This is a genomic window from Halobacillus salinarum (genome assembly GCF_022919095.1).
GTDB classification, from domain to species: Bacteria; Bacillota; Bacilli; order Bacillales; family Halobacillaceae; genus Halobacillus_B; species Halobacillus_B salinarum.
The window spans coordinates 4,031,295-4,044,836 of record NZ_CP095073.1 but is presented as its reverse complement, the minus strand read 5'-3'; the positions used below and the strand labels follow the sequence as shown (position 1 = coordinate 4,044,836).

At 40.9% G+C, this 13,542-nt stretch carries 14 protein-coding genes; 11 read left to right on the top strand and 3 right to left on the bottom strand.

Annotation, left to right across the window (positions count from 1 at the left end; translation table 11 throughout):
* The first annotated feature begins 41 nt into the window (after positions 1-41).
* The 4 genes from MUN89_RS20755 to MUN89_RS20740 all read left to right on the top strand — a co-directional run bounded on the left by MUN89_RS20755 (position 42) and on the right by MUN89_RS20740 (position 3,612).
* Positions 42-692, top strand: coding sequence for an SDR family oxidoreductase (locus MUN89_RS20755; RefSeq protein WP_244710062.1), 651 nt, complete (start codon positions 42-44; stop codon positions 690-692).
* 251 nt (positions 693-943) lie between these two features.
* The gene (locus MUN89_RS20750; RefSeq protein ID WP_244710060.1) at positions 944-1,888 is read left to right on the top strand and encodes a ribose-phosphate diphosphokinase; all 945 of its coding nucleotides are present in this window, start codon (positions 944-946) and stop codon (positions 1,886-1,888) included.
* Positions 1,889-2,016: 128 nt separating this feature from the next.
* Complete coding sequence (locus MUN89_RS20745; RefSeq protein ID WP_244710058.1) at positions 2,017-2,931, top strand: VanW family protein; 915 nt, start codon at positions 2,017-2,019, stop codon at positions 2,929-2,931.
* 141 nt (positions 2,932-3,072) lie between these two features.
* A complete protein-coding gene (locus tag MUN89_RS20740; RefSeq protein ID WP_244710056.1) occupies positions 3,073-3,612 on the top strand; it encodes a hypothetical protein in 540 nt (179 codons plus the stop codon).
* A 64-nt stretch (positions 3,613-3,676) separates the two neighbouring features.
* Here the strand turns inward: MUN89_RS20740 and MUN89_RS20735 are convergent, their stop codons facing one another.
* Complete coding sequence (locus tag MUN89_RS20735; protein ID WP_244710054.1) at positions 3,677-5,053, bottom strand: PepSY-associated TM helix domain-containing protein; 1,377 nt, start codon at positions 5,051-5,053, stop codon at positions 3,677-3,679.
* Positions 5,054-5,276: 223 nt separating this feature from the next.
* On the opposite strand from MUN89_RS20735, the gene MUN89_RS20730 reads away from it, so the two are divergent.
* The 5 genes from MUN89_RS20730 to MUN89_RS20710 all read left to right on the top strand — a co-directional run bounded on the left by MUN89_RS20730 (position 5,277) and on the right by MUN89_RS20710 (position 10,252).
* Positions 5,277-6,275 (top strand): YncE family protein, encoded by a 999-nt coding sequence (locus tag MUN89_RS20730; protein ID WP_244710053.1) that lies wholly within the window; start codon positions 5,277-5,279, stop codon positions 6,273-6,275.
* Positions 6,256-6,921, top strand: a complete 666-nt coding sequence (locus MUN89_RS20725; protein ID WP_244710051.1) for a response regulator transcription factor — start codon at positions 6,256-6,258, stop codon at positions 6,919-6,921. Before MUN89_RS20730 ends, MUN89_RS20725 begins: the two co-directional genes overlap by 20 nt.
* Positions 6,902-8,338 (top strand): sensor histidine kinase, encoded by a 1,437-nt coding sequence (locus MUN89_RS20720; protein ID WP_244710049.1) that lies wholly within the window; start codon positions 6,902-6,904, stop codon positions 8,336-8,338. The genes MUN89_RS20725 and MUN89_RS20720 overlap by 20 nt, the downstream gene beginning before the upstream one ends.
* A gap of 19 nt (positions 8,339-8,357) precedes the next feature.
* The gene (locus MUN89_RS20715) at positions 8,358-8,924 is read left to right on the top strand and encodes an SCO family protein (RefSeq protein WP_244710047.1); all 567 of its coding nucleotides are present in this window, start codon (positions 8,358-8,360) and stop codon (positions 8,922-8,924) included.
* Positions 8,925-9,217: 293 nt separating this feature from the next.
* Entirely contained in the window at positions 9,218-10,252 is a 1,035-nt protein-coding gene (locus MUN89_RS20710) for an NAD(P)/FAD-dependent oxidoreductase (RefSeq protein ID WP_244710046.1), read from the top strand.
* A gap of 224 nt (positions 10,253-10,476) precedes the next feature.
* On the opposite strand, the gene MUN89_RS20705 is transcribed toward MUN89_RS20710, so the two are convergent.
* A complete protein-coding gene (locus MUN89_RS20705) occupies positions 10,477-10,635 on the bottom strand; it encodes a DUF1540 domain-containing protein (RefSeq protein ID WP_244710044.1) in 159 nt (52 codons plus the stop codon).
* Positions 10,636-10,945: 310 nt separating this feature from the next.
* Here MUN89_RS20705 and MUN89_RS21895 point away from each other — a divergent pair, with 310 nt between their 5' ends.
* Both MUN89_RS21895 and MUN89_RS20700 read left to right on the top strand, forming a co-directional pair.
* Positions 10,946-11,080, top strand: coding sequence for a hypothetical protein (locus tag MUN89_RS21895; protein WP_256464008.1), 135 nt, complete (start codon positions 10,946-10,948; stop codon positions 11,078-11,080).
* Between the two features lie 161 nt (positions 11,081-11,241).
* Positions 11,242-11,877 carry an FMN-dependent NADH-azoreductase gene (locus MUN89_RS20700; protein WP_244710042.1) on the top strand — a complete coding sequence of 212 codons (636 nt, stop codon included), beginning with the start codon at positions 11,242-11,244 and terminating at the stop codon, positions 11,875-11,877.
* Positions 11,878-11,917: 40 nt separating this feature from the next.
* Here the strand turns inward: MUN89_RS20700 and MUN89_RS20695 are convergent, their stop codons facing one another.
* Entirely contained in the window at positions 11,918-13,468 is a 1,551-nt protein-coding gene (locus MUN89_RS20695; protein WP_244710040.1) for a BCCT family transporter, read from the bottom strand.
* Between the last annotated feature and the right edge of the window lie 74 nt (positions 13,469-13,542).

Below are 13,542 nucleotides of genomic sequence, written 5' to 3'. Positions count from 1 at the left end.
GTTACAGTAGAAAATCATTCTTTTTAGAAAGGGTGGATATCATGAAAGTACTTGTCGTAGGGGCAAATGGTCAAATAGGTAAACACGTGGTTTCTTTAATTCAAGACAGTGAAGGTTTGGAAGCGAGAGCGATGATCCGCAAAGAAGAGCAGGCCGCTTCTTTTGAAAATCTAGGGGCGGAAACAGCAGTGGTCGATCTGGAAGATGACATCAAAACGATTTCAAAAGCAGCAGAAGGTGTAGATGCGGTTGTTTTCACGGCAGGTTCTGGTCCAAATACAGGGAAAGACAAAACGATTCTTATTGATTTAGACGGAGCTGTGAAGACAATGGAAGCGGCAAAAGCAGCAGGTGTGAAACGGTTTGTCCTGATCAGTTCATTTGATACGAGACGGGAAGCCATCCAGGCTGCTTCCGAATCCTTTGCTCCATATGTGGCTGCCAAGCATTATGCGGATGAATGGTTGAAGAGAGCGGACTTGGATTATACGATAATCCATCCCGGCAGACTTACTAATGACAAAGGAAAAGGTCAGGTTCATGCAGCGGTAGAAGTAGAGAGAAATGAAATTCCAAGGGAAGATGTGGCTGCTGTCATCGTAGCTTCACTAGAGAATGAAGCTTCCATAGGCAAGGAATTTCAAGTCGTGACTGGAAACACGAAGATTGAGGAAGCGGTCGCCTCTATTTAATAGCTGCATAAAGCATCAAAAAGGCAATCTGCCATCGTGGCAGGTTGTCTTTTTTATATCATATTGATCTCCAGTCATAGGTTTCACAGATGAGGGATTATCCTTCATTGTGATATAATATCACTCAAATGCTTCATAAAAAATACTGAGAAAAGCTTCAACTTACGAGAGAAAAGAGTTATGGATGAAAAGGTTTTAGTTTAAGCAAGGCGCTTAAACTTATTGAAATTTTTTGTACGGGAGAGGTCAAAATGAGCTCGAAATCGGATATGAAATTGTTCACTCTAAATTCCAACGCACCTTTAGCACGTGAAATTTCTGAAATTCTCGAGGTGCCATTAGGAAAAAGCTCGGTCGTCCGTTTTAGCGACGGCGAGATTCAAATCAATATTGAAGAAAGTGTGAGAGGAGCGGATATTTACTTAATTCAATCTACCTCTCAGCCTGTGAACGAGCACCTAATGGAACTGCTGATTATGATCGATGCTATGAAACGCGCGTCAGCAAGAACCATTAATGTTGTAATCCCTTATTATGGATACGCCAGACAGGACAGAAAAGCCCGTCCTCGTGAACCGATCACAGCAAAATTGATTGCGAACTTACTCGAAGACGCAGGGGTCTCCCGTGTCGTTACTTTGGATCTCCACGCTCCGCAAATCCAAGGTTTCTTTGATATCCCTGTTGACCAGCTGCTCGGTGTTCCAATCCTTGCAGAATACTACAAAGAACAAGGAATCGAAGACGTCGTGGTCGTTGCCCCGGACACGAGCGGTTTGAGCCGGGCAAGGAGAATGGCCAATATATTAGATGCTCCAATTGCTTTCATAGACAAACGACGACCTGAGCCCCATGCAGCTGAGGTCATGAATGTAGTTGGTTCTATCGAAGGCAGGAATGTCATTATTGTCGATGATATGATTGATACGGCGGAAACCATTATTCAAGCGGCCTCAGCTCTTACAGAAAGCGGGGTAAAGAATATTTACGCCTGCGGTACTCATGCGGTATTATCAGACCCTGCTGTCACTAAAATCGAGAATTCACCTGTAAAAGAACTTGTGTTTACTAACTCAGTTTACTTACCAGAGGAGAAGAAGATCGACAAAATGAAAACTCTATCTGTCGGGCCGTTGTTAGCGGATGCGTTATTAAGGGTGCAGCATGAGGTTTCAGTAAGTGCGCTGTTTAATTAAGACAATAAAGCTCGTGTCAGATGGCTTCTGCTTGTAAGCAGCGGCCATCTTTTTTTGTACGTAAAGTTAAAAGATCTTCACATGATAAGTGCCCCTTCTACCCATACTAAACGTAGGAGGAGTCTCATATGAAAATTGCTATCCTAACTTTAGGTTTTCTATTGTTCCAACCCTTTATGCATGTCAGTGCCCTATCTATAACTGATAATGGACAAGAAATTATACAAGTTGATCGACAAGATTTCTTGTTAAAATTAGAACCGTTCATTGATCAGGAAAAAACTCAGAAGTTTGTTGAAAAATTGGACAAACGAATTAGTGAGGATCCTGTTAATGCCAAGATAGGCGAGTCAGGAGAAATTATTTCAGGGGTAAACGGCTATAAAATCCACCAGAAGGAGTTAACAGAACAGCTATACGCATTTCTGTATAGTGGAAAGCAGGCGGAGATCAGAATACCGAAACTTGCTGTTCATCCGAAAGTAGATAGTGAACTGCTTGCTGAGATCCGTACGAAGCAGATCGGGCATTATGTCACTTATTTTAATTCCAACAATGAAGAACGCTCTCATAATATCCGGCTTGCCTCTGAAGCGCTTGACAGCCATGTTGTATTTCCAGGAGAGGTCTTTTCTTTTAATAAAGTAGTTGGAAAAAGGACGAAGGAAAAGGGCTACAGAAATGCCCCGGTCATTGTGAAAGGGGAAGTAACGGAAGGAATTGGTGGAGGCATCTGCCAGGTTTCTTCAACCCTGTTTAATTCAGTAGACAAAGCAGGGGTCAAAGTGATGGAGCGTTATTCCCACAGCAAACAAGTTCCTTACGTCCCGCCTGGCCGCGATGCTACAGTGAGCTGGTATGGTCCTGACTTTACCTTTAAGAATCAGTACAACCAGCCATTGCTGATTCGATCAAAGGTATATGGCGGTCAAATGAGTATTACGATCTACTCTTCTGAAGTGATTAATTATGATCCTCAAAGTGTGCCGGACGCCAATAAGAAGCTGCCTGAAGAAAGCGATCAATCGTCTGATCCTAAGTAACGATGGGTATTCTTGTACCATTAAACTAAAGGCTGCGTGGCAGTCAGAACTTATTTCTCATTTTCATATAACTTTTAATACGCCTTTCGTTCGTATGCTATGATATTCATTAATTGAAACGAACAAAGGAGGACCGCAGCGATGTTTACTTTAAGAAATGCGATACGTATGCGGTTAGAGGAAATCCAGGAAGAGAAAAAGCACCTGTGGGAAATGATTGATCAGCTCACTAATGAACAGCAGGAGCTCATCACACGTCTTGAACGCTTTGAGCAAAAAGGTGAAATCAAAGGAACATCGGAAGAGGATGAAACAAAGGTGAGCTCTGATCGTGGATCGGACGTGCTATCAGAAAAGCGAACAGGGTCCATGAAGGAAAATAGGAAATCCTTGAGCCCTGAATATGTCCTGCCTACAGACCCTGCGTCCTACTCAAAAGATGGCGCAAAAAGCATGAGCTACAAAGAATTAACGCAAATACTAGTGGCGTATGCAAAGAAACACCATAATCAGGTCGACCATGAAAAGTTCAAGCAGTACTTGAAGGATCACTATCATTTTACACCGGAAAACTTTTCCCATCTGGTTTGGCGGGCAAGGAAAGAGGATCCGCGGCTTCGAAGCTTAATCAGCGGAAATCGACAGGTGACGATATTAGAAAGCAGTAAAGAGAATGAATGAACGTCTGTATGAAAAACACCTCTCAAAGTCGTTGATACGACTCTGGAGGTGTTTGTTAATTTAATCACTTTATCGAATTTTTTCGCACCTCTGAATGGCTTTCCATTTGATCTGTTTTGTTTCTGTTGTAAAACCAGAGGATAATTTCGGTCAACACAATTAGAATGAGCGATAGACCAAACAAAGGCATGATTAATCCTAAAAAGGCCATCATAGCAATAAATCCTATAGAAACTCGCTTTGAAATTTGCGGCGGAGAGGATAGTTTTCCTTTCTTTTTTCGAGCCAGCCAGGTTTTCACTCCCATGAAAATGACGGTAAGAAAACTAAGGCACACTAAGAGATTAAGGACTTTATTCAACCAGCCAAATAGATGCCCTTCGTGAAGAGGAATCCCCCATGTAAACCATTTTTGTAAGATCCCGTAGTCTTCATAACCCACTGTAGAAATCATCTTGCCGCTGTATTGGTCAAAATAGGTGGTTACTTCTTGATATGGGCTCACATCGAGGCCTGTTACTCCACTATTGCTTCCTTTAGCAATGGTAAACACACCTTTTTCATCTTGGGGATATACGATAGAATATGGTTTTATTATCCCTTCTTTGTCTGCCTTTGCCATCAATGTCTCGATATTTATTCTTTGCGGTGCAGTAGTGCCTGAAGCTTCCGTTTCCTTCTTTGTGGCAGAACTAGGCTTCTCGTCTTTTCTGGTTGCCCAAGGAATTTCGTTTACTTCAGAGGTTGGTGGGTTCTGCTTCAATTCTGGAATTCCTATTGCCGGGTAATTATGTGCTGCAGTGTAGATCTTGTTTCCCATAACTGCAGACCACGGAAGCCCGGTGAAAATAATAATTAACATTGGAATTGTAATGATCGTTCCTATAAGGGCATGCCATTTTTTGAACTTTTGCCGTTTGTTCATTCGCTCTTTTCGCTTAAATACTTTTCCTTTAATAGTCATGTAGATCCCTGATAATAATAAGAAAACGGCCCAGCATGCGGCTAATTCCACTAAGTAGTTAACGAATGTGCCCCCTACGAATAGAGAACTATGGAAATTTCGCATAAAATTGGAGAACGTATATTTTGCATTCTGGCTGCCGACCATTTGATAGTGATCATCGAGAAATACATACTTTTGTTCTCCTTGATTATTGGTCAACGTCAAACGCAGGTTATAGGGATCCTCCAAGACGATGACTTTCGATAATGAATAATTTGGAAAACGGTCTTCCGCTGATGAAATTCCTTCATCAATAGTTAGCTGCTCTTCCTTTGTACTATTGTCAAAAAAGTAATGGTCATAGACAGCATTTTCAACATTGGTATAAAACAAGTAACCGATTCCGCTAAGCGTCAAAGTAATGAGCAGAGGTGTTATAAAAAGCGCAGCATAAAAGTGCCAGCGCCAGAAACGATTGTAAGTACCAGTATTCACTCTTTCCCCTCCATTATTGATTGATTGTAACGCGTTTATTTTATAGATTGTTTGTGAAGTTTGGATGAAGTTTTAAAAATATTGTCATTGCACATGTGCCTTTAGATCCTAGGACCTATAAAAGTGGAAAATTTCTTGTGAATACTTCGCAAAGATTTCAAATTTTTCATATATACTAATGTCGTTGGGCAAAGTTGAATGAAGGAAGGACAAGAAAACTTATATGACGAGAATCTCTTTATTAAGCTTCGTATGCCTTTTGTTTCTGCTTTCAGGCTGTAAAAATGAAACATTAAATCTCCCTGAACAAGCAGAAGACGCCGTACTAGTCTCTCATCTAAAAGACAGCGGGCTTTCATTCATAAATAAAGATACCGAAAGAGTGCTGGGCTCTGTGAAGTTGGATTCCGCCATTGCTGCTATGGTGAGGATTCACAAGTCTGAAATTGCATTTACAAGTAAAAATGAACATGTCCTATACTTATTAAATACTAAAAGTGGAAAGTTAAAAAAATGGGGAGATGTAGGTTCGGGAGTCAATGAACTCATATATAGCCCAGAGAACCACCAAGTGTATCTGGCCGATAGCGATAATAATCAAATTCAGGTTTTTGATACAGAGAGAGAAAAAGTAACCGTAAAGATCCCAGTAGGAAAGTTTCCTTTATCCATGACGATCGATCATAAGAAAAACCTTCTCTATGTACTCAACCAGCAGAGCTCTTCGATTCACGTTATTAATTTGAATACATATAAAGTGATCGATGAGTTTCCCACTCCTCATCTTCCTGAGGGGCTTCTATTAAAAGGGTCTAAACTATTCGTAGGTGGCCATGGTCCTGTTCACGGAAAATTAAACAAGTACGTATATATATTTGATCCATCTACAGGAGAAGAAGTTGGGGAAGTAAAGGTTGGTTTAATGCCCGTAAGTTTTTACAGTCCTTCCGACAGCTCTGAGGTCTATGTTGTTTGTCACGGGTCCAGTGAACTTTACAAATTTTCGGTGGCTGACCCTTCAGAAACCCATAAATTAAAAGTTGGGACGAATCCTTTTGAAGTGACGGGCAGCGATAAGCGGATTTACGTCTCCAGTATGGACAGTAACTCCTTGTCTATTATTAATAAAGATTCCTTTCAAATAACATCGAAAATTAATATCAGCGGGGGACCATTCTCAATTATTGAAGGGGGAATTGCTGATGAACATTCTGGTCGTTGATGATGAAGAAAATATGGTGCAGCTCATCAGTTCTTATTTAAAAGCACATCATTATCATGTGTATTCAGCAGGTGATGGCATTGAAGCAATTGATTTACTGAGGGAGAGAGCGATTGATTTAATTCTTCTTGACATAATGATGCCGAACATGGATGGCCTAACTGCCTGCCGGCAAATACGCGATTTTTCTAACATTCCCATTATTATGCTCACTGCAAAGAGCAACGAAGATGACCGTGTGACAGGTCTGAAAATGGGAGCGGATGATTACATTATAAAGCCGTTTAGTCCAAGAGAGTTAATGGCCAGAGTAGAAGCAGCTCTTAGAAGGACGCAAGGCTATAATAAAGGCAGTGAAGGAGTATTTCAGCGTGATGGGTTAACTGTTGATTTGAATGGTCATGTCGTTCAAGTAAATGGTTCAACGATCAATCTGACAAGGAAGGAATTTCTCCTCCTCTCCTTCCTGGTGCAGCACCGGGGCCAGGTTTTCACTAGAGAGCAGATATTAGATCACATATGGGGGTTAGAAAGTCTAGGCACTACCAGAACGGTGGATACCCATATTAAGACACTCAGGCTGAAATTAAAGACTGCTGGTGACTACATTCAAACGGTTTGGGGGGTTGGGTATAAATTCACTTAGACAGTTCATGAATGATATAGGATTGAAACAAAAGATTTGGCTGACTATCGCGGCTGTGTCGCTCATTACCGTTGTTATTAGTCTTGGGTTGACTTATTTTTTATATCAAAAATTTTATGTGGATGAACAAAAAGAACTGCTTTTTCTGCAAGGAAGAAACCTTGAAAAGATCTACATAAGTGAAGGAGAAGGAGAAGGCTTTCAGCAACGACTGAATTGGATCAACAATAATTCTAAAGCCCATACGATTTATACGAAGGATCCTATGAAATTAAGTGCAGCTCTTCCTTATGAAAAAAAACTGACGGAAACTCTTATCACTTTTAAAGAGAGACAGCAATTATTGAACGGACAAACCGTTACGATGGTTCGAAAACATCCAATGTTTGAGAAAGACATTTTAGCTGTGGCCATTCCGCTTAAGGATCAGGATGAACTTTCAGGTGCGCTTTTTTTGTACATGCCTCTCGAGGATGTGTATGGACCGTTTAAATCAATTCGGTTAATTTTAACAGCTGCTCTTTTAATTATTTTATTCGTTGTAGTTTGGGCAGGGAGGAAGATCGCAAGTCAAATCATTCAGCCGATTAAAAAAATGGAAACGATTTCGGAACGAATGGCGAATGGGGATTTTTCTAAGCGGATCGACACTACTTCTTCAGATGAAGTAGGGGCATTAGCTAAATCCTTTAACCGTTTAGCTGGTTCTCTAGAAGATGTTGAAAACCAGCGGAAAGAATTTCTTCAAAATGTTTCCCACGAACTTCGAACACCGTTAAGTTATATGCGGGGCTATACAGAGGCCATTTTAGAGGGAGTGGTGGACTCCGAAGAGGAACGACAAAGGTATCTTCAAATTATCCATCAAGAAACTGCACGTTTATCAAGGCTTGTCCATGATTTGCTTGATCTTGCCCAATTGGAAGGCGATTCCTACCCGATGAAGAAAGAACCTATTGCCTTTGCTCAATTAGTAGCTGATGTAGTGGAGCGGTTCAAACTTAGAATAGAAGAAAAAAATATAGATCTAAACTTACACCTTAATGAGGAGGCCATTATAGAAGGCGATTCAGATCGATTAGAACAAGTTGTCAGTAATCTGTTGGATAATGCGATCCGGTACTCAGAAGAAAATGCAAAAATTAATATTTCAGTGGACCTTTCCGGGGATGAGGTGACCCTGAGCCTTCAAGATACTGGGAAAGGCATTCCACAAAAGGATTTAGAAAATATTATGGATCGTTTTTATCGAGTGAATAAATCTCGAACAAGAATTGAAGGTGGGGTCGGCCTCGGTCTTGCCATCGTTAAGCAGATAATTTTGAAACACGAAGGGGACATTAGGATTCATTCAACGCCTGGGGAAGGAACGGTCATTGTTTTAACATTTGGTCCGCTTGATCTGGATAAATTCTAATAGGAAAGGGTTTTTTAAAATGAGAGGCATTGTTTTTGCACTTCTTGCCGTATTATTTATCTTGAGTGCGTGTGGAGGGAAAATAGAGACTAATATGTCAGAAAAGGTCCAGCCCTTTAGGTTTACGACTGAAGAACAGAAACAACTAAGTAATAAAGATTTAGAAGGCCAGTGGTGGGTTGCCGATACTATTTTTACAAGCTGTAAAACGGTATGTCCCCCGATGACAAGAAATATGGCTGCTCTGCAAAAGAAAGCCAAAAAGAAAGACTTGGATGTCCAATTTGTGTCGTTCAGTGTTGATCCTTCACATGACACTCCGAAACAATTGAAAAAGTTTGGGGATAAGTTTGGTGCTGATTATAGCAATTGGACGTTTTTAACGGGATACGATTTTAAAACGATTAAAAAATTCTCAATCAAATCATTTCGGAATTTAGTGGATCACATTTCAGGTTCAGATCAAGTCATGCATGGAACGAGTTTCTTTTTAATCAATCCAGAAGGGAAAGTCATAAAAAAATATAAGGGAACGAGCAATAAAGAGATGGATAAAATCATCAATGATTTAACAAAAGTCCAATAGAAAGTGGAGAGTCATTTTATAAAAAGGAAGTTAGTCGTATGGTTCTTTAGATAGCAGGCGTTAAAAGCTTCCATAGAAATTTCACTTACGCTTGTGGCACATCTAGTTTTGCAGGAACATGCAACCTTAACTCTCGGCTTCCCCTCCGTGTTGAATCATTTTGTGAAATAGTGATCATGATTAACTGGAAAGTTGAAGCTGATGCTTACATGAGAAATCCACCCCCTTACTTGAAAATGATTCTCAATATCATTATGATAAAGGTAATTACATAAAAGGGGAGCGAGAGCAATATGCATGATGTGATCATTATTGGTGGAGGACCAGCTGGGCTGTTCTCTGCGTTTTACAGCGGATTACGAAAAATGAAAACAAAAATCATCGAGAGCCATCCTTTTCTTGGTGGCAAAGTACACGTATATCCTGAAAAAATGGTGTGGGATGTCGGTGGTGTTCCGCCGCTTTCAGGTCAGCAGCTCATTGATCAACTCATTGAACAAGGAATGACGTTCGAGCCGGATCTTGCTCTAGGTGAGAAAGTGAATTCCATTGAGAAAGAGGATGGAGTGTTCAAAGTGTGTACGGATTCTAATCAAGAGCATTATTCAAAGACGGTGATTGTTGCAGTTGGTGGAGGGATTATTGAACCGAAAAAGCTTCAAATCCATGGTGCTGAGAAATTCGAGGTCAGTAACCTGCATTACACAGTGCCTTCGTTTCAACGATTTGTTGGGAAACGCGTTTTAATTTCTGGAGGCAGCCATTCGGCAATTGACTGGGCGAATGAACTGGCACCTCTTGCCGAGAGAGTCGAGTTAGTTTATCGAAAAGAAGAGTTAAAAGGGCATGAAGCGAGTATTGAGTTGTTGATTGAGCAAGGTGTACACTTGCATGAGCAGTCTTCGATTCAAGCCTTAACTGCAGCTCCTAGTGGGGACAGGATTGAGCAAGTAGTTCTTGAACATCCGTACGACGGTATTAAACAGGTGAAGGTCGATGAAGTAATCATCAGTCATGGTTTTAACCGGGATGCTTCTCTATTAAATGAAAGCCCTATTGACTTAGATCGCGTAGATGATTTCTTTATTAAAGGAACTCCTCTAAGTGCATCCTCTGTGCCGGGACTATATGCAGCAGGCGATATTCTTCATCATGAAGGAAAGCTTCATTTAATTGCCGGGGCGTTCCAAGATGCTGCTAATGCTGTCAATCTTGCCAAACAGTTCATTGATCCAGACGCAAATGCCCGTGCCATGGTTTCCTCCCATAATGAACGGTTAGATGATCACAATAAGAGGCTGAAAAAGCAGCGCATCGCTAATCTATAAAACAAGAAAAGACAGAAATGAGTAAAAACTCTGTAAACGGGTTTGTCGTATGAGGGTTAAGAAGTGTAGATGGGGTATAGAATTGGCTTTACTGGGGAATGTGTCCGTACTAGATTCAATGATCTTGACAATAAATATCGATAATGATAATCTTTATCAGTGTTAGAGAAAAAAAGAGTAGCCAAATAGCAGGCTACAATGAAAAAGTCGAATGTAGGAACCAACTATGCTTCTTTGGGTTCAAAAGTCTTGCAATCAGTTTCTTGTTGGGAAGAAGCTGTTTTGCCGGACTCACTAATAATAGAAATGGACGTTGCCCCACATTTTTCTCCATCTTCATTATGGACGCAATTCTTCACTTCACATAAAACATCTAAAGCCAATTCTTTCACCTCCTTATAATAACTATAACATACCTGCAACTACATAAAGAATTTGGTATATTTTGCAGAGGCAGGCTGATAAAGAAATAGGAAGAGCACCAGCGATATTGTCCTTAACTTTGCTTAGATTTGATTTTCTAACATATCCTTCATTTTAATGGTAGATTAGGCTTCATAGGTAAATATAAAAAAGACTGGTTAAGTCGCGTGAACGTGGCTTAACCAGTCTTTTTTTAAAATTTTCATACTAAAATTCAAGAAAATGTATGCGCTTTCAGTTATGATATATGAAAAGGAGGGGTGAACAAAAATGGAGCAAAACCCAGTTCATTATGATGGGCGTGGAAATTTAGATGAGAAGGTAATTCCAAAGGAGAAAGAAGTTCTTGAAATCACTGATGAAATGAGAAAAAATATAAGCGGAAACCCATTTGAATTAAAATAGATGCAGCTGGATTTGTCAGAAATGGCAAGTCCATTTTTTTGCGAACAAATAAATTGACCGGGAGCATTCGATCTTTTATGATAGTAAACGTGTTTTGATATCTTCAATTCAAAATATATAGCCAGACCAATACAAGATGGACCAGGGAAGGGGAAATAATTATGGCAAAAGTATTATATATCACAGCTCATCCACATGACGAAACAGCTTCTTTTAGTATGGCGGCTGCGACATCCTTTATAGATACGTATAAGAATGTAAACAAAGAAGACGAGGTTGTTCCTATTGATCTTTATAAAGAGAGCATTCCTCATATTGATGCGGACGTTTTTCAGGGCTGGGGCAAGTTGCAATCCGGGAAAGGCTTTGAAGAACTAAGCCTTGAAGAAAAAGAAAAGGTCAGTCGTTTAGCTGAGTTAAGTGAGCAGTTTATCGATGCCGATAAGTATGTTTTTGTTACACCTTTATGGAACTTTTCATTCCCACCGGTAATGAAAGCCTATATTGACGCTGTTGCTGTCGCAGGAAAAGCGTTTAAATATACAGAAGAAGGACCAATTGGACTTCTTACAGATAAAAAGGCGCTCCACATTCAAGCGCGCGGCGGCATTTACTCAGAAGGTCCGGCTGCTGGACTTGAAATGGGCCACCGTTATTTACAGACGGTCATGAATTTCTTTGGAGTGCCTTCATTTGAAGGATTATTTGTTGAAGGGCATGCGGCAATGCCGGATAAAGCCGAAGCTATTAAGCAGGATGGTATAGCACGTGCCAAAGATTTAGCCCATACATTTTAATGTAGAAAAAGGTTGTTGAGCCAGGCTCAACAACCTTTTTTTATGCTGCATTTTTCTTTTTGGAGTGACGATCATACTTGTTAGGATTCCTCATAATGACAATGAGGGAAAAGATACTTAAGATGCCCAGGAATAAGGCAGGAAATCCGCCAAGGTAGGAAAGGGTCCGAATTCCGCCTAAACCGAGCGTCGAGATGAAGATAAGCGCTACGGCACCGACGATAACCCCCCAAGTAATTTTGATAAACACCGGTGCTTCCTGAGAGCCTTCCGTTATTCCTGTTGAGCTGATACTTGCCATCGCGTTGGTCGTCGAGTCCGTTGCCGTGACAAAAGAAATCATAACCGCGACAAGATAAAGCAGGATGATTATCCCTGAGAATGGCAGCTGATCAAGCATGGCATAAGCCGCTGCTCCTGATCCTTGATCGGCAATGACAGCAGCTATATCTACCTTCCCGGTCATTTGGAAATTGATGGCTGTGCCACCTAGGACTGTCATCCAGATAACGCTGAAGAAACCGGGGATGACAAAGTTCATCATGATGACTTCTTTGACGCGGTATCCGTAGGCAATTCGTGCAAGGAATACAGCTGTCACTGGAGCCCAGGCCATCCAGTTTGACCAGTAAAATGTCGTCCAACCGCTCGCCCAGTCGTCGCTTGCGATTTCACCGGTAAATAAGGCTTTTTCAAAGAAGTGGGTGAGAAAGCCCCCGAAGGTTTCAGTTCCAGCACTGAACATATACACGGTCGGTCCGAGGATAATCAAGGCTGCGATAATGATGTAATACAGATAGATATTAAAATCCGCGAGAATTCGGATCCCTTTTAACAGACCTGTACTGGAAGAGATAATAAAAGCAATGGTACCGATGATCGTAATGATGATCCATAAGGTTTTGTCGTTATCGATGCCAAAGAGTGAATGAATGCCGCCTCCCATATTCATAACAGATGTCCCAAAGGAAGAGGAAATCGCAGCAGCAACGGCAAATAAAATCACCGCATCGACGACTACATTGATTTTGTCCTGGTTGTATTTTCTTAGTGCCGGTGATATTTGCGAACCTACACTAAAGGAACGTTTCATATTATAGTATGCGAATGCAAATACAATCGTAGGGAGTGAGTAGAAGGCGTAAGGGATAAATGTCCAGTGAAGATAGAGTGTTTCCATCGCAAATTTTGCCGCTTCTGTGGACATCGGCTCAATCCCGAGCGATTTTGGAGGGGAGGTTAAGTGAGAAATCGGCTCGGCTGTTCCCCAAAATAAGATGCCAGCAGCGATCGTTGTCGTTAAAGTGATAGCAAACCATGTTTTCCGCTTCAATAATGGTTTTGCTTCCTCTCCTCCGATTTTGATGTTTCCGAGCGGTGAGAAATAAGCAAGAATAACTAGAATCACACAAGTAACCCCGGCAAGGCTGAATACCCAGCCGATTTCGTGGGTCATAAAGTTTTGAGCTGCCGTCGTAACTTTTAAAAACCAGTCATAACTGACAAAGTTTAACACAATCGTAATCAATAACAAGATGAAAGCTGGTAAAAATACCGTTGGACGTATCATATGACTTTTTAGCTTATTCATATTTTTCCTCCTTGATTTTGAAACAATTGGGCTTCATAAACTAAGGATAAGCCCGGTTCGTATTGTTAGCGTTT

What these genes read in the sequence shown, in the direction of transcription:
- MUN89_RS20755 (WP_244710062.1), top strand. Translation starts at nt 42, where the DNA reads ATGAAAGTACTTGTCGTAGGGGCAAATGGTCAAATAGGTAAACACGTG.
- MUN89_RS20750 (WP_244710060.1), top strand. Translation starts at nt 944, where the DNA reads ATGAGCTCGAAATCGGATATGAAATTGTTCACTCTAAATTCCAACGCA.
- MUN89_RS20745 (WP_244710058.1), top strand. Translation starts at nt 2,017, where the DNA reads ATGAAAATTGCTATCCTAACTTTAGGTTTTCTATTGTTCCAACCCTTT.
- MUN89_RS20740 (WP_244710056.1), top strand. Translation starts at nt 3,073, where the DNA reads ATGTTTACTTTAAGAAATGCGATACGTATGCGGTTAGAGGAAATCCAG.
- MUN89_RS20730 (WP_244710053.1), top strand. Translation starts at nt 5,277, where the DNA reads ATGACGAGAATCTCTTTATTAAGCTTCGTATGCCTTTTGTTTCTGCTT.
- MUN89_RS20725 (WP_244710051.1), top strand. Translation starts at nt 6,256, where the DNA reads ATGAACATTCTGGTCGTTGATGATGAAGAAAATATGGTGCAGCTCATC.
- MUN89_RS20715 (WP_244710047.1), top strand. Translation starts at nt 8,358, where the DNA reads ATGAGAGGCATTGTTTTTGCACTTCTTGCCGTATTATTTATCTTGAGT.
- MUN89_RS20710 (WP_244710046.1), top strand. Translation starts at nt 9,218, where the DNA reads ATGCATGATGTGATCATTATTGGTGGAGGACCAGCTGGGCTGTTCTCT.
- MUN89_RS21895 (WP_256464008.1), top strand. Translation starts at nt 10,946, where the DNA reads ATGGAGCAAAACCCAGTTCATTATGATGGGCGTGGAAATTTAGATGAG.
- MUN89_RS20700 (WP_244710042.1), top strand. Translation starts at nt 11,242, where the DNA reads ATGGCAAAAGTATTATATATCACAGCTCATCCACATGACGAAACAGCT.
- MUN89_RS20695 (WP_244710040.1), bottom strand. Translation starts at nt 13,468, where the DNA reads ATGAATAAGCTAAAAAGTCATATGATACGTCCAACGGTATTTTTACCA.